General features: G+C 61.7%; 12 protein-coding genes. 4 read left to right on the top strand and 8 right to left on the bottom strand.

Translation table 11 applies throughout. From position 1 onward, the window contains the following. Nucleotides 1-196: 196 nt before the first annotated feature. From LUU92_RS26820 to LUU92_RS26810, 3 genes are read left to right on the top strand one after another with little or no spacing between them, the layout of a single operon-like run. Nucleotides 197-2,302: a putative bifunctional diguanylate cyclase/phosphodiesterase gene (locus tag LUU92_RS26820; RefSeq protein ID WP_222540565.1), complete on the top strand. Its 2,106-nt coding sequence runs from the start codon at nt 197-199 to the stop codon at nt 2,300-2,302. Nucleotides 2,303-2,343: 41 nt separating this feature from the next. Next, nucleotides 2,344-2,844, top strand: a complete 501-nt coding sequence (locus LUU92_RS26815; protein WP_058426613.1) for a M48 metallopeptidase family protein — start codon at nt 2,344-2,346, stop codon at nt 2,842-2,844. 19 nt (nt 2,845-2,863) lie between these two features. Continuing rightward, the gene (locus tag LUU92_RS26810) at nt 2,864-3,160 is read left to right on the top strand and encodes a winged helix-turn-helix domain-containing protein (RefSeq protein ID WP_033898013.1); all 297 of its coding nucleotides are present in this window, start codon (nt 2,864-2,866) and stop codon (nt 3,158-3,160) included. Here LUU92_RS26810 and LUU92_RS26805 read toward each other — a convergent pair. Then, a complete protein-coding gene (locus LUU92_RS26805) occupies nt 3,157-3,609 on the bottom strand; it encodes a GNAT family N-acetyltransferase (RefSeq protein WP_092242104.1) in 453 nt (150 codons plus the stop codon). The two genes, LUU92_RS26810 and LUU92_RS26805, sit on opposite strands and share 4 nt — an antisense overlap. 201 nt (nt 3,610-3,810) lie before the next feature. Between LUU92_RS26805 and LUU92_RS26800 the strand changes: the two genes are divergently transcribed. Continuing rightward, on the top strand, nt 3,811-4,548 hold the full coding sequence (locus LUU92_RS26800; protein ID WP_071490320.1) for a substrate-binding periplasmic protein: 738 nt from the start codon (nt 3,811-3,813) through the stop codon (nt 4,546-4,548). A gap of 35 nt (nt 4,549-4,583) precedes the next feature. Here the strand turns inward: LUU92_RS26800 and yccS are convergent, their stop codons facing one another. The 7 genes from yccS to LUU92_RS26765 form a co-directional block, all read right to left on the bottom strand. Next, on the bottom strand, nt 4,584-6,767 hold the full coding sequence (yccS, locus tag LUU92_RS26795) for a YccS family putative transporter (RefSeq protein WP_257102871.1): 2,184 nt from the start codon (nt 6,765-6,767) through the stop codon (nt 4,584-4,586). Between the two features lie 203 nt (nt 6,768-6,970). Next, nucleotides 6,971-8,149: a BaiN/RdsA family NAD(P)/FAD-dependent oxidoreductase gene (locus tag LUU92_RS26790; RefSeq protein ID WP_257102870.1), complete on the bottom strand. Its 1,179-nt coding sequence runs from the start codon at nt 8,147-8,149 to the stop codon at nt 6,971-6,973. Nucleotides 8,150-8,308: 159 nt separating this feature from the next. Beyond that, the gene (gene dbpA, locus LUU92_RS26785; protein ID WP_231501119.1) at nt 8,309-9,646 is read right to left on the bottom strand and encodes an ATP-dependent RNA helicase DbpA; all 1,338 of its coding nucleotides are present in this window, start codon (nt 9,644-9,646) and stop codon (nt 8,309-8,311) included. Between the two features lie 130 nt (nt 9,647-9,776). Beyond that, nucleotides 9,777-11,204: a multidrug transporter subunit MdtD gene (gene mdtD / locus LUU92_RS26780; RefSeq protein WP_071490317.1), complete on the bottom strand. Its 1,428-nt coding sequence runs from the start codon at nt 11,202-11,204 to the stop codon at nt 9,777-9,779. Nucleotides 11,205-11,240: 36 nt separating this feature from the next. Beyond that, a complete protein-coding gene (locus LUU92_RS26775; RefSeq protein WP_071490316.1) occupies nt 11,241-12,089 on the bottom strand; it encodes an alpha/beta fold hydrolase in 849 nt (282 codons plus the stop codon). A gap of 199 nt (nt 12,090-12,288) precedes the next feature. Then, entirely contained in the window at nt 12,289-13,605 is a 1,317-nt protein-coding gene (locus LUU92_RS26770; RefSeq protein ID WP_257102869.1) for a TldD/PmbA family protein, read from the bottom strand. Then, nucleotides 13,605-15,047 (bottom strand): TldD/PmbA family protein, encoded by a 1,443-nt coding sequence (locus LUU92_RS26765; protein WP_257102868.1) that lies wholly within the window; start codon nt 15,045-15,047, stop codon nt 13,605-13,607. The genes LUU92_RS26770 and LUU92_RS26765 overlap by 1 nt, the downstream gene beginning before the upstream one ends. Nucleotides 15,048-15,081 lie beyond the last annotated feature (34 nt).

Genomic DNA, 15,081 nt, shown 5'->3' with positions numbered 1-15,081 from the left:
GGAATGCCAAAAAGCCATGTTTCCCGTGGTTCGTGGCTTGTAGCGGTTGACCGTTAGTCGGCTTCCTGAACTTTGGCGCAATGATGGCACTGAGGTTACTTCTGCTTTTTCTGAACCGGGGCTAGAGTGAGGCCTCAGTGTTTGTCCGGGTTTTCTGTCAGAAATGACCGGAGTAGTCCTAAGGAAGAGACGTAGCATGGAATGCGCTCCACACCACGGCGATGGTCATTCGGTTCTTCTTGTGGTCGATGACTACCCAGAGAACCTGCTTAGCATGCGAGCGCTGTTACAGCGTGAAGACTGGCATGTGGTGACCGCTGCGTCCGGTGTGGAAGCCCTCGAGAAGTTGCTCAAGCACGAAGTCGACCTGGTGCTGCTGGATGTGAAGATGCCCGGCATGGACGGCTTCGAGGTGGCGCGCCTGATGCGTGGCAGCCAGCGCACGCGCATGACCCCGATCATTTTCCTCACCGCCAATGCCCAGTCGCCCGCCGCAGTACTCGAAGGCTATGCCAGTGGCGCCATCGATTACCTGTTCAAACCGTTCGACCCGCATATCCTCAAACCCAAGGTCCAGGCGTTGCTGGAGCATCAGCGCAATCGCCGGGCCTTGCAGCGTCTGACTCATGAGCTGGAGTCCGCACGGGCGTTCAATGCCTCGGTGTTGGACAACGCCGCCGAAGGCATTCTGGTGGTGGGCGAGGGCAGTGTGATCGAGTATGCCAACCCGGCCATTTCGCGACTGCTGAACGCTACCATGGCCGAGTTGCGAGGCGAGAGTTTCCTGAGCTTCCTGCAAAAACCCCATGTGCCGGCCTGGCTGGGGTTCGAGATGTACCTCGCTTATCGCCAGGGCCAGACCTGGCGCTTGCACGATGCGATCCTGCGTACCAGCCGCGGCCAGCAGGTGCCGGTGGCGTTGTCGTGTGCGCCGCTGCCGGCTGAACAGAAGGCCATGGTGGTGACCGTGCTGGACATGTCCGAAGTGCGTCACCTGCATCAACAATTGGAGTTCCAGGCAGTCACCGACCCGCTGACCGGGCTGTTGAACCGGCGCGGGTTTTACCAGGCGGCGGAGAACATTTTGCTGCGCAGCGAGCGCAACGAGCAGTCTCTGGTGCTGCTGTACCTGGACCTTGATGGCTTCAAGCGGGTCAATGATTCTCTCGGTCATGACGCCGGCGACCGGGTGCTGCGCTGGGTGTCGGAGCAGTTGCAGGGTTGCCTGCGTTCCTACGACATTCTCGGGCGCATGGGCGGCGATGAGTTCACCGCGCTGCTGGAGCTGGAGTTCCCCGAGCAGGCGGCGAAGATTGCGGAAAAACTGATCGAACGGGTGTCTATCTGTCAGCAGGTTGACGGTTTGGATGTGATGCTCGGTGTCAGTATCGGTATCGCCACGTTCCCGGATTGCGGCTCGGACGTTAACGGCCTGTTGCGCGCGGCGGACATCGCCATGTACGAAGCCAAGCGCGCAGGTCGTCAGCAATATCGCTATTACGACCAGGAAATGAACGGCCGCGCCCGTTCGCGCCTGATGCTGGAAGACGGCGTGCGCACGGCGATTCAAAACAAGGAGTTCACCCTGGTGTACCAGCCCCAGGTGGCGTTGGCGGACGGACGTGTGCGCGGCGTGGAAGCGCTACTGCGCTGGCAGCACCCCAGTGTCGGTGATGTGCCACCCGGTCTGTTTTTGCCGTTGCTGGAAGAAGCCCGGCTGATCAGCCAACTCAGCACCTGGATTTACCAGCAGGTCGGTGGCCAGCTCCAGGCCTGGCACGCCGGCTTGGATGATGAACTGGTGTTGAGCGTGAGCCTGAGCAGCAGTCAGTTCAACATGCCCAACCTGGCGAGCCAACTGCAGCAGGTGCTTGAGCGACATGAGCTGCAGGGGCGGCAACTGGAGGTGGAAATCAGTGAAGACTGCCTGATGAGCAACCTTGAAGAGTCGATCAAGCAGCTCAAGTTGCTGCGCCAGATCGGCGTGCGCACCGCCCTGGATGACTTTGGCCTGGGCAACTGTTCCCTGGCGCATCTGCGCGACCTGGCCTTCGACACCCTCAAGCTCGACCCGCAATTGGTCGCTCGCCTGCCAGGCTCAGCGCGGGATGAGGTGATGGCGCGCAGCATTATCGAGCTGTGCGGGCATTTTGATGTAGTGGTGGTGGCTGAGGGGGTGGAAACCCAGGAGCAGGCCCAATGGCTGAAGGCTAATGGCTGCCCTTTCATTCAGGGGCCGATGGCGGCACAGCCGTTGGTGGCTGAGGAAGTGGCACACTGGTGCCACGCTCGCCTGCGCTGAATTCGTTACACTGGCGCCTATCCGAATCTGTTGCAGACCCCATGACCGCGCTGAAATACCTCCAGGCCTATCCCGCCGCCCTTCAGGAACAAGTGCGCCAACTGATCGCCAAGGACCAGTTGGGTGCCTACCTGGAGCAACGTTACCCCGAACGCCACGCGGTGCAGAGCGACAAGGCCCTGTACGCCTACGCCCTGGCCTTGAAGCAGGAACATCTGCGCAATGCGCCGGCCATTGACAAGGTGCTGTTCGATAATCGCCTGGACCTGACTCATCGCGCCCTCGGCCTGCACACCACCATCTCGCGGGTACAGGGCGGCAATCTGAAATCGAAGAAAGAGATCCGCATTGCTGCGCTGTTCAAGGAGGCCGCGCCGCAGTTCCTGCGCATGATCGTGGTGCACGAACTGGCACACTTCAAGGAGTCGGACCACAACAAGGCGTTCTATAAACTCTGCGAGTACATGATGCCGGGCTACCATCAGGTGGAATTCGACCTGCGGGTGTACCTCACGTACCGCGACCTGCTGGGCAAACCCTGACCGCACAAGGCAACCGACCATGGATGTGAGCAAGACCAAGAGCAGCTTCTACCGTCGCCTGTACGTGGCCTACCTGATCGACAGCGGCCAGGCCAGCAGCGTCCCGGCCCTGACCGACGCCACCGGCATGCCTCGGCGTACGGCGCAGGACACCATTGCGGCGTTGGCCGACCTGGATATTGTGTGTGAGTTCGAGCAGGAAGACGGTGCCCGCAACCATGCCGGGCACTATCGGATTCGCAGCTGGGGCGCGATTGATCGGCGCTGGATCGAGGCGAACCTCGGCCAGATCAAGCAAGTGCTGGGTTATCCCTAGTCCTTTCGCATGCCGATGTGTGGAATATCATCCTCAAGGTACTCCTCGCCTGCCACGACAAAACCATACCGCCCGTAGTACCCCTGCAAATGCGCCTGGGCTGACAGGAATATCGGTGTCTCGGGCCACGTATCGGCAATCTGCTTGAGCGTCTCTTCCATCATCCGATGGCCCAGCCCGGTGCCGCGCGCCACTGGCGCTACGATCACGCGGCCGATCACCACGTCGCCGCCCTGGGATTCCGGGTCCAGCAGGCGCAGGTACGCCACCAGTTGGTCGTCTTGCCACGCCATCAGGTGGTGGGTATCGCCCGATAAATCCTGCCCATCGAGATCCTGGTACACACATTTTTGCTCGACAACAAACACCTCGTTGCGCAAGCGCAGGATCGCGTAAAGCTGCTCCTTGCCCAGGTCATCGTGGTGTTTGCACACCCATTCAACGGTCATGGCCAGTTCTCTTATCAATGTCTGTTGCGGATAGTAAGCGCAGCGGGCAACGCTGTCTAAATCAACTATTTTTGTGAGTGAAATCAATTTGCCATCATTGAGTGCGTTCGGTGCCGGTTTCTTTGTGTAATCTGAGCTACTGTTAGAACCTCGGGCCGCGCCTGAGCCAAGGCCACCGCCTGCCTGCCAAGGACTTTGAGCATGCCGCGATTCTCTCGTGCCGTTGCTTTGATTGGAGTGTTGCTGCTGGCCCAGCCGGCATTCGCGCAGCGTCTGCGTCTGGTGGCAGATGCCTGGCCGCCTTTTACCGATTCCACCTTGATCAACGGCGGGCTGGCCACCGATATCGTCAGTACCGCCCTGGCCCGTGCGGGTTATGCCAGTGACTTCGAGCAAGTGCCCTGGGCCCGTGCGCTGATGGGGGTGGGCGACGGCCGTTATGACGTGCTGATCAACGCCTGGTACGACGATGCCCGTACGAAACTGGGCCAGTTCTCAGGTGAATACCTGCTCAACCGTGTGCGCTTTATCAAGCGCCGCGACGATCCCATCGAATTCCAGAACCTTGCGCAATTGCACGACTATCCCATCGCCGTGGTGCGTGGCTATGCCTATTCGGCGGCGTTCGATGGGGATGCGCAGTTGCAGAAAGTCCCGGTGCACAACTTCGCCATGGCGGTGCGCATGCTCGCGGCGCAGCGGGTGCGGCTGACGCTGGAGGATGAGTATGTGGCGCGCTATTACCTGTCGCGCGAGTCGGCGCGGGTGCGCAACGCAGTGGAGTTTTTGCCCCAGCCGCTGAGTGAAAACAGCCTGCATATCCTGGTCAGCCTGAAGAACCCGGAGCATGAGCAGATCGTGGCCGGGTTTGATCGGGAGATTGCCAAGATGAAGGCTGACGGTAGCTATGAGCGGTTGATGAAGCAGCACGGTATGTAGCGGGTGCCTCTTGTGGCAAGCCCGCTCGCCACAGGTCAGGCCGCGCTGGTGTCCTTGATCAAATGCGTCGCCAAGGTGCGCAACGGCCCCAGTTGCCGGCAAATCAACGCCAACTGCGTCTGTACCAACCGCTGCCCTTCATCGATCTCATCCGGCATCTGCTCCAGGTCCGCCGCCAGCGCTTCCTCGGCATCGCTCTGGATCGCGATCGGCTGCTTGTTGGCCAACCCCGTGGCGATCTCATCGATGCTCGCCGCCAGGGTCTTGCCGGCGCCATCGATCAGATGCTCACGCACCTCGGCCGGCAATTGGGTTTCACGGTGCGCGCCCAGCCCTGACAAATAACTGAGCAAAGTGTGCGACAACACCAGGAACCGAAAACCCACGTCCGCTTCCTTACGGAAGTGCCCCGGTTCCATCAGCATGTTCGCCAGGGTGGTGGACAGCGCGGCATCGGCGTTGTGTGCGTTGCGTCGGGCCAGGCGGTAGGCCAGGTCGTCGCTCTTGCCGGCGGCGTACTGCTGCATGATCTGGCGCAGGTAGATGCTGTTGCAGGTCAGGGTATTGGCCAGCACTTTGTTCAAGCGGCGACCTTGCCAGTCCGGCAGGAACAGGAACACCGCGAGGCCGGCGATCAGGCTGCCGAGCAAGGTATCGAACAGGCGTGGCAGGAATAGTCCGTAGCCATCGCCGACCTGGTTGAAGCAGAACAACACCATCAAGGTGATGGCGGCGGTGGCCAGGGTGTAGCGGGTGGTGCGGTTGATAAAGAACACCAGGCCGGCGGCGATGGCGAACATCGATTGCACCAGGGGGCTCGGAAACAGGTCGAACAGTGCCCAGGCCACGGTCAGGCCGATGGCCGTACCGATGATCCGCTGGCCGAGCTTGCGCCGCGTGGCGCCATAGTTCGGCTGGCACACAAACAGCGTGGTGAGGATGATCCAGTAGCCCTGGGACGCGTGGATCGCATGCAGCATGCCGTAGCCGACGGTCAGCGCCAACGACAGGCGCAACGCGTGACGGAACAGCAGTGACGTCGGCGTCATCTGCGTGCGCAGGCGCGTCCACATTTCCTTGAGGTTGCGCGGGGCGCGGTCCAGCAGGTTGCTGTCGGTGGCGTCCGCCAGGCTGTCGGGGTTGCTGGCGTCGCCGAGCAGGCGGTCCAGGGTCGACAGGTTGGCCGCCAGGGCGCGCAACGAACGCAGCAGGCCGCGCCAGGCTGGGTTGCTCTGGATGCGCAGGTGTTCCAGGGACGCGTTGAGGTCGCCCAGGGCTTCGGCGAAGCTGTCGTCATAGATGAACGGTTGGCGCATCTGGATCGATTCGGCCAGGGTCTGGCAGGCCTTGCCTTGCTGGCGTAGCAGGCGCTGGCAACGGAAGAGTACGTCGCTGTGGAAGAAGGCCTCGGCCAGGGCGTTGTACGGGTAGTGCGACGAGCTGGCGCGTTCGTGGATGTCCTGGGCTAGGAAGTACAGCTTCAGGTAACGGCTGACTTTCGAACCGGGTCGACCATTGCCCACGCGATGCAGGATGATTTCCTTCGCCGCATTCAACGCCGCCACCACGCGACCGTTCTGCTGGGCCAGTTCCAGGCGCCGCGCTTCCACGTCCAACTGGCGGATTGGCTCGAACAACGATGACTTGAGCTTGAGGTACCGTCCAAGCTCACGGAACAACCGCGCCAGGCTCTGTTGCACCGGCTGGTTGGAAAACAGCGCCTGCCACAGCACCGACAGCGCGCCATACCAGGCTGCACCGGCCACCAACAACAGCGGCTCATGCCAGAAATCGCTGACGGCGCCGCCGCGCTGGTCCACGCCGATCATGGTGTATACCGACAGAATCAACGTTGCCGAAGCAATCGCCCCATAGCGCTCGCCCAAGGCGCCGAGCATGGTCAGGCAGAAGGTGGCCAGGGCCAGTGAGACCGCGAAGATCAAGGGATAAGGGAACAGCAACTCTACCGACAGCGCGGCGATGCTGAAACACACCAGCGTCACCGCCAGGGCGTTGAGGCGGCCCTGCCAACTGTCATCGGTCTCGGCCAGTGCGCTGGCGATGATCCCCAGGAACAACGGGATCAGCAGTGCCATTTCATCCTGATACCAGCACAGCGCCATGCTGCCGGTGAGGGCAATGAATACCCGAATGCTGTAGCTGAATTTATCCAGTGCCCACAGGCGCCGCAGGGACTGCTTGAACGAGGTCGATGACATGAAGTCTGGAGTCTTCCGGGACGATGCCGCTAAATTGAGCTATCAAGGACGCCACGGCAAGCGTGGCGATCACATCCAACAGCAAAATTTATTCCATGTGGGAGGGGGCTTGCCCCCGATAGCGGTAGATCAGTCACAGTCGTACTGATTGACACACTGCCATCGGGGGCAAGCCCCCTCCCACATTTGACCGATTACACTCTTCAGGCGTACTGCGCCGCCGCGTAACCCGAAGCCCAGGCCCACTGGAAGTTGAAGCCGCCCAGGTGACCGGTCACATCCAGCACTTCACCGATAAAGTACAGGCCGGGGCTTTTCAGCGATTCCATGGTCTTGGACGACACTTCCCGTGTGTCCACGCCACCCAATGTGACTTCCGCCGTGCGATAACCCTCGGTGCCCGCCGGCACCCATTGCCAGTTGCCGAGTTTTTGCGCGATGTCGGCAATTTCGGCATGGGTGTACTGCTTCATCGGCTTGGACACGAACCATGTCTCGGCCAACAGGTTGGCCATCTTCTTGGTGAAGATCTCGCCCAGCAGGGTTTTCAACTCGCTGTTGGGGCGCTCGACTTGTTGCTGTTGCAGCCAGGCGTGAGCGTCGTGGTCGGGCAGCAGGTTGATTTCAACCGTGTCGCCGGATTCCCAGTAAGAAGAAATCTGCAGAATCGCCGGCCCGCTGAGGCCACGGTGGGTAAACAGGATGTTCTCGCGAAAGCTCTGGCCGTTGCAGCTGACCAGGCAATCCACCGACGTCCCCGACAACTCGCCACACAAATCCTTGAGCTGGTCGGTGATGGTGAACGGCACCAGCCCGGCGCGGGTCGGCAGCAATTCGTGGCCGAACTGTCTGGCCACCTGGTAACCAAAACCGGTCGCGCCCAGGGTCGGGATCGACAGGCCGCCGGTGGCGATCACCAGGGATTCACAGCGCAACTCGCCCAAGGTGGTCTGCAACTGGTAGCCGCTGTCCAGCTTGGCAATCTCCTGGACCGACGTGTCCAGGTGCAGGCTCACGCCGACCTGGATGCACTCATCGAGCAGCATGCCGAGGATGTCGCTGGATTTGTTATCGCAGAACAACTGGCCGAGTTTTTTCTCGTGGTACGGCACGCCGTGCTTGGCCACCAGCCCGATGAAGTCCCACTGGGTGTAGCGGGCCAGGGCGGACTTGCAGAAGTGTTCGTTGTGCGACAGGAAGTTGGCCGGCTCGGTGTACAGGTTGGTGAAGTTGCAGCGGCCACCACCGGACATCAGGATCTTCTTGCCGGCCTTGTTCGCATGGTCGATCAACATCACCTTGCGCCCACGCCCGGCGGCGGTCAGCGCGCACATCAAGCCTGCGGCGCCGGCGCCAATGATCACAACTTCGGTCGAGCGCAAAACGGTGTCCTCATACAGGTTCTGATTTGGAATACAGTCAAATGTGGGAGGGGGCTTGCCCCCGATAGCAGTGTGTCAGCCAGTGCATCGGTAACTGATAGATTGCTATCGGGGGCAAGCCCCCTCCCACATTGGATCTCCATTGAAGCGGAGATCGTGTTACAGGATACGCACGCGCAACGAACGGCCTTTGATCTTGCCGTCATTCAAGCGCTGCAAGGCCTGCTTGGCGATCCCGCGTTCCACGGCCACGAAGGCCTGGAAGTCAAAGATCGCGATCTTGCCGACCTGGGCACCCGGGATGCCAGCTTCACCGGTCAACGCGCCGAGGATGTCGCCTGGGCGAACCTTGTCTTTACGGCCTGCAGCGATGCACAAGGTGCTCATCTGCGGCAGCAACGGACCACCGCTTTGCGGCTTGAGGTTGTCCAGTTGGTCCCAGTTCAGCGGCGATTTCTGCAACTGCTCGATGGCCTGGGCGCGGTGCGCTTCGGACGGAGCGACCAGGCTGATGGCGATGCCGGTCTCACCGGCACGACCGGTACGGCCGACGCGGTGGATGTGGATTTCCGAATCGCGGGCCAGTTCGACGTTGATCACCATGTCCAGCGAGTCGATGTCCAGGCCACGGGCTGCAACGTCAGTGGCAACCAGCACCGAGGTGCTGCGGTTGGCGAACATCGCCAGCACCTGGTCGCGGTCGCGCTGTTCCAGGTCGCCATGCAGGCCAACGGCGGAAATGCCCTTGGAGGTCAGGTGATCCACGGTTTCCTGTACTTGCTGCTTGGTGAAGCAGAAGGCCACGCAGGAGGCAGGGCGGAAATGCGCCAGCACCTTGGTCACGGCGTCCATGCGCTCTTCCGGCGAGATCTCGTAGAAACGCTGCTCGATCTGGTCATCGGAGTGGAACGCTTCGGCTTTGACTTGCTGCGGCGCGCGCATGAACTTTGAGGCCAGCTGCTTGATGCTCACCGGGTAGGTGGCGGAGAACAGCAGGGTCTGGCGGCGCGGCGGGGTCTTGCTGATGATGTCTTCGATGGCGTCGTAGAAGCCCATGTCGAGCATGCGGTCGGCTTCATCGAGGATCAGCGTGTTGAGGCCGTCCAGTACCAGCGAACCTTTGCGCAAGTGCTGCTGGATGCGACCCGGTGTGCCGACGATGACGTGGGCGCCGTGCTCCAGGGAAGCGATCTGCGGGCCGAGGGACACGCCGCCGCACAGGGTCAGCACCTTGATGTTGTCTTCGGCACGGGCCAGGCGGCGGATTTCCTTGGCGACCTGGTCGGCCAGCTCACGGGTCGGGCACATGACCAGGGCCTGGCAGCCGAAGTAGCGCGGGTTGATCGGGTTCAACAGGCCGATGCCGAAGGCGGCGGTCTTGCCGCTGCCGGTCTTGGCCTGGGCAATCAGGTCCAGCCCCTTGAGGATCACCGGCAAGCTTTGCGCCTGGATCTGCGTCATCTCGACATAACCCAGCGAGTCGAGGTTAGCCAGCATGGCGGCGGACAGGGGCAAAGTATTAAAAGCGGTGGCGATGGTAGTCACGGGACTGGCTCTGCAAAACAAAATGTCGCGCAGTGTACCAGTCCCGTGGGAATTTCCCTGCAAGTTCTAGACGAGAAGCCTGTTAATGCTCGATGTCGTGCTCGCGGCTGACTACTCGTTTGCCATCGGTTGGCGACAATTGCAGGAAGATCGCCGCCGCCAGCATCGCCATGATGCCCACTGTCAGAAAGGTCAGTTGGAACGCGCCGAGTACGCTTTCCACCCCATCATTACCGGTTTCGGCGGTGAACCCGCCGAGCAGCGCACCCGCGCAGGCCACGCCGAGGCTGAGGGACAACTGCGCCACCACTGACAGCAAACTGTTGCCGCTGCTGGCCTGGGCGTCGTCGAGGTCGATCAGGGTGACGGTGTTCATCGCGGTAAATTGCAGGGAATTGATCGCCCCGAGTACCGCCAGCATGCACAACAGCAGCGGGTAGGGCGTGTGCTCGCTGACCAGGCCCATGCTCGCCAGCATGATGCCCAGCGCCAGCGTGTTGCCGGTGAGCACGATGCGGTAGCCGAGGCGTTCGATCAGGGTGCGGGCGATGGATTTGGCAAACATCGCCGCCGCCGCCAGGGGCAGCATGCTCATACCGGCTTCGGACGGTGAGTAACCCAGCGCGACCTGCAACAGCAACGGCACCAGAAACGGCAACGCACCGCTGCCCAGCCGCGCAAACAGGTTGCCGAGGATGCCGATGGCAAAGGTGCGGGTCTTGAACAGCACCGGCGAAAACAGTGGGTTGTCGATATGCCCGGCGCGCAGCCAATACGCCGCCAGGCACGCCAGCCCGCCGAACAGCAGCAACATCACCCGCAGGTGCGGCAGGTGCAGTTCGCCCAGGCCTTCCATGGCGATGGTGATCAACACCATTGCCGCGCCAAACAAGAGAAACCCGACGCCATCAAAGCGCGTGCGTTCGCTGCCGCGCAGATCGGGGATGAGTTTCCACACGGCGTAACAGCCGACCATACCCACCGGCAGGTTGATCAGGAAGATCCAGTGCCAGGTCAGGTATTGCACCATCCAGCCACCCATGGTCGGGCCGAGTAGCGGGCCGAGCAGGCCGGGAATCGTAATGAAGCCCATGATGCGCACCAGTTCGGAGCGGGGGTAAGCGCGCAGCACCACCAAGCGGCCGACCGGCAACATCAGCGCGCCGCCCAGGCCCTGGATCACCCGGGCGCCCACCAGCATGGTCAGGCTGCTGGACAAGGCGCACAGCAGCGAACCGATGCTGAACAGCATGATCGCGCCAAAGAAGATTTTCTTGGTGCCGAAGCGGTCGGCGATCCAGCCCGAAGCCGGGATCAGCAAGGCAACGGTGAGCATGTAGGCGATCACCACCCCTTGCATGCGCAGCGGGTTTTCAGCGAGGTCCCGGGCCATGGCCGGCAACGCCGTGTTGAGGATCGTCCCGTCCAGCGACTGCATGAAGAAGGCAATCGCGACCACCCAGGGGAGCCAGCGGGCGGTCTTGGCATCGAGCGGGACGCGATTGGGCATAGAGAACCTTTTTGTTAGCTGGCTATGTGTCGGCGATTATGCGCCAACCGGGGTGCTTTTTCCCACCAGGAAATCCAGCAGTTCACGGTGTACCGCTGCGGCGGCTTCGTTGGATTCGAGGTCGAGCAAGTGGCCAGTGTGTTCGGCCACGGCAAAGCTGCTGCGCCCTACGTACTGCTTGAACAATTGCGCTTCGGCGGCGGGGGTGTATTCGTCGAGTGCGCCGTTGAGGAAGTGCACCGGTGTTTCAATCTGCTTGAGTGTCGGCAGGTAGTTGCCGTCGCCCAAGGCCAATACCTGATGGATGTGAAAACGCGCCTGGCGGTATTCGGTGGTGGCCATGCTCGACAAGTGCCGGTGGTTGTTGCGCTTGAGGCGGGGCGACAGGTACTTGCCCACGGTCTCGTTGAGCAAGTGGCCGACCGCGGACTTGTCATCGGCCTCGATCAGCACGCGCACGCGCTCCACATAATCGAGCATGGCCTGGTTGAGGCTGGGCGCCAGGGCCATCACCACCGAGCTTTCGATGGACGGCGGGTTATGGGCCAGGGTCAGCAACGTCGAGATGCCGCCCCAGGAGGCCGACACCAGGTGGTTGACCTGGAAGCGCTCGACCAGGGCGCGCAGCATCTGCACCTCGTCGTCCTTGGTGACCAGGTCCAGTTCGGCGTTGTGTTCCCGGGAATAGCCGGAGAACGGCAGGTCGAACAGCAGTACATTGAAATGCCCGGCCAGGCATTTGCTGGTGCGGGCGAAGGAACGCGTGGTGGACAGCGCGCCGTTGACCATCAGGACGGTCTTTTTTTCCGAATCGTTTCCTAGCTGCTCAACATGAACGTTGTAGTGCTTGAACAGCTTCTCTATGACAAAACTTCCATGGTTCATGTCAACGCTCCAGCTTGCCCTTCCCGGGCAAGGCCATGCTCTCGTGGGTGGGGTGGCGGGGTGCCACTAACCCTTATAACGAGGAATCTGGAGGTGAACAACAGGCCGAATGGCCAAAGTGTGGAGAAGGGAAGCTTCGCTACGGCGCAGGTAAATCCCCTGTAGGAGCCGGCAAGCCGGCGCCCACGAAGGATGGGGTTTACAGGGTGAGGGTCAGGCGTTTGACCAGGGCTCCCGGCAACAGGTTGGAAGCGGTGTTGCGCTGGCTGTAGGTGCTGGCCGAGAGCAGCAATTCCCGCTCAGCGGTCAGGGCTTCCAGCTGCGAGCCGAGCAGGTTGTACACGCTGTCATCAAAGCGCATGGTGCTGACCGGTGCCTTGATCTCGCCGTCTTCCACCCAGAACGTGGCGAAGCGTGTCATGCCGGTCAGGCGCGCCGCCGGCAGGTCCGAGTAGTTCAAATACCACAGGTTGCTGATGTACAGCCCGGTGCCCAATTGCTTGAGGATATCGGCCTGGGCCAGGTTGCCGGCGGCCATCTGCAAGGCGCTGGGGGATTCGTCGCTGCTGGCGCCGTTGGTGCTCAGGCCGTATTCGGCGGCGCTGCGCGAGTTGATCAACTGGCCTTCGCCTTTGCCCGCACTGATCAGTGTCACGTCACTGCGCGGATAGCCTTCGGTGGAAAACGCCTGGCTCAGGGAGCCGCTGATCTGTTCGTCCACGGTCACCAGCGGGCTCAGGGATTGTTCACCGGCATACAGCTTTTGCAGCGAACTGCCTTTACTGGCAATGGCCTGGGCGGAAAAACCACCCCAGGTGATGAGGCTGATGATTTCTTCCAGCGCCGCCGGGGCGAGGTAGGCGCGGTACTGCCCGGGTGCCAGCGTGTGCAGCGGGCGGCCAAGGAATTCCAGTTGCTCGCGGGCTTGCTGGAAGCGCGCGGCGAACTCGGCGCTGTTCCAGGTGTGCCCGGCATAGCTGGCCTTGACCGCTTCACCATTGGCGTGGAACAGGCTGAAGTCGAAGTTGAAGCTGTTGGCGCGGTGCCAGCCGAACGCGCCGTCCGAGCTGGCAAAGCCACGGCTGATCGGGCCGGCAGCGTAGAAACCGACCAGATCAATACCTTCAGCAGCCTGGCTGATGTCTTCCAACACCCGGGCCAGGTCCGGCAGCGGTCGCGTTTGTTCGTTGCTGCTTTGCCAGGCATTGTGGTTGAGCAGCAGGTACGGGTCCTTGGGTAGCAACGGCAAGGTGTCGCGCAGTTGTTGCAGGCCGTCGGCCAGGCGTTGGCGGTCCAGCCCCGCTTCGCCGGACAAGGTGATGCCCAGGTCGGCATGGCGGCCATCGTTGATCAGTTTCAGGGAGAGGCTGGCTTGTTGCACCTGGCCGGCCTGGCGCACCTTCGCGTGGTTGAAGCGTACGAATTCGGAGGCTTCATCCGCATAGCCGAGGTGGAATTGTTCGTTGTCGGTGATGGCCTGCTTGAGCCACTCCACCAGTGCCTTGAAATTGTTCATCAGGCATCTCCCCCAAATACGTCGACATCACTGAATACGCAGGCCGGCGACGCATGGCCGACGCGAATCACCTGGTTGGGTTCGCCTTTGCCGCAGTTCGGTGTACCCAGCACCTTGAACGTACTGGCATCGCCGACGGCGCTGAGATTGCGCCAGAAGTTCGCGGAAATGGCCCGGTAGTTGGGGTTTTTCACCACGCCTTTCAACTCGCCATTTTCGATCAGTTGGCCCCATTCGCAGCCGAACTGGAATTTATTGCGCGCATCGTCGATGGACCACGAGCGGTTGGTCGACATCAGGATGCCGTTTTCGATGCCGCCGATCAGTTGCGCGAGGCTCTTGTCGCCTGCTTCGATATTCAAGTTGGCCATGCGATCGATGGGCGCGCGGTTCCAACTGCTGGCCCGGCTGTTGGCCACGCCTTGCATACCCGCGCGAAATTGCGACAGCGCTCCACCGAGGGGTTTGAGCAGCAGCCCCTCACGGATCAGGAATTGCTTGCTGGCTTTGGTGCCTTCGTCATCGTGGCCGTAGCTGGCCAGTTGCTCGGGAATGTCCGGGTCGAAGGTCACGTTCAGCAGCGGGGAGCCGTATTGCAGGTGGCCGAAGTCGCTGGCCTTCACAAAGCTGGTGCCGGCGTAATTGCGCTCGTCGCCGAGGATGCGGTCCAGTTCCAGGGGGTGGCCGATGGATTCGTGGATCTGCAGGATCATCTGGTCGGGCATCAACAGCAGGTCACGCGGACCGTTGGGCGTGTTCGGCGCGGCCAGCAGTTGCAGGGCCTCATCGGCGATGCGAGGCGCGGCGCCGACCAGGCCGAAGCGGCTGATCACGTCGAACCCGCCTTGCTGGCCGAAGTTGCTGCCGCCGAGGGTGCGGGTCTGGCTGTCATCACCGTCGTAGGCGGTGACGTTGACGCCGGGGAATACAAAGCGCTGGGCCTGGCGCAACTGGGCACCGGCATTGTTCAGGTAGATCTGCTCGACGTGGGTCAGGCCCAGGCTGACTTCCCAGCTCACCAGGCGCTCGTCCTTGGGCACGGAGGCCGATTCGCTGCCGAGCAACTGGTAGCAATCGCTCAGGGACGGGAAGGGCTGTTGAAGCTCGGGCGACAGGTAATCGGCGACGTCACTGGAGACGTGTTGCGCGCGCAGGTCGAGCAAGGCGTGGGGGCTGATCAGGCGGGCTTGTTGTTCGGCACGCTCAAGGGCGGCTTGCAGACCGGCGAGGGAAATGTCGTTGGTCGCGGCGTAGGCTTCCACACCGTTGAGACGCACGGTGAGCATGGCGCCCTCGTCGTGGCTCAGGTGGGGCGGTTCGGCGACGTTCTTGCGTACGGCCAGGTATTGGCCGGATTCGCGTACGTAGCGCAGCGAGAAGAATTCGGCGCGGGTGCGCAGGGCACTGAAATGCTGTTTGAGTGTAGCGTGGTGGTCGAACATGGGGCCTTCCTTGTGGGCGGCTCGTCGCGGGCAG

Source organism: Pseudomonas extremorientalis (genome assembly GCF_024584605.1).
Lineage (GTDB): Bacteria > Pseudomonadota > Gammaproteobacteria > Pseudomonadales > Pseudomonadaceae > Aquipseudomonas > Aquipseudomonas extremorientalis.
The sequence above is the reverse complement of the archived record's forward strand: the minus strand, read 5'-3'. Positions and strand labels throughout refer to the sequence as shown.

What these genes read in the sequence shown, in the direction of transcription:
- LUU92_RS26820 (WP_222540565.1), top strand. Translation starts at nt 197, where the DNA reads ATGGAATGCGCTCCACACCACGGCGATGGTCATTCGGTTCTTCTTGTG.
- LUU92_RS26815 (WP_058426613.1), top strand. Translation starts at nt 2,344, where the DNA reads ATGACCGCGCTGAAATACCTCCAGGCCTATCCCGCCGCCCTTCAGGAA.
- LUU92_RS26810 (WP_033898013.1), top strand. Translation starts at nt 2,864, where the DNA reads ATGGATGTGAGCAAGACCAAGAGCAGCTTCTACCGTCGCCTGTACGTG.
- LUU92_RS26805 (WP_092242104.1), bottom strand. Translation starts at nt 3,609, where the DNA reads ATGACCGTTGAATGGGTGTGCAAACACCACGATGACCTGGGCAAGGAG.
- LUU92_RS26800 (WP_071490320.1), top strand. Translation starts at nt 3,811, where the DNA reads ATGCCGCGATTCTCTCGTGCCGTTGCTTTGATTGGAGTGTTGCTGCTG.
- yccS (WP_257102871.1), bottom strand. Translation starts at nt 6,767, where the DNA reads ATGTCATCGACCTCGTTCAAGCAGTCCCTGCGGCGCCTGTGGGCACTG.
- dbpA (WP_231501119.1), bottom strand. Translation starts at nt 9,646, where the DNA reads ATGCTGGCTAACCTCGACTCGCTGGGTTATGTCGAGATGACGCAGATC.
- mdtD (WP_071490317.1), bottom strand. Translation starts at nt 11,204, where the DNA reads ATGCCCAATCGCGTCCCGCTCGATGCCAAGACCGCCCGCTGGCTCCCC.
- LUU92_RS26775 (WP_071490316.1), bottom strand. Translation starts at nt 12,089, where the DNA reads ATGAACCATGGAAGTTTTGTCATAGAGAAGCTGTTCAAGCACTACAAC.
- LUU92_RS26770 (WP_257102869.1), bottom strand. Translation starts at nt 13,605, where the DNA reads ATGAACAATTTCAAGGCACTGGTGGAGTGGCTCAAGCAGGCCATCACC.
- LUU92_RS26765 (WP_257102868.1), bottom strand. Translation starts at nt 15,047, where the DNA reads ATGTTCGACCACCACGCTACACTCAAACAGCATTTCAGTGCCCTGCGC.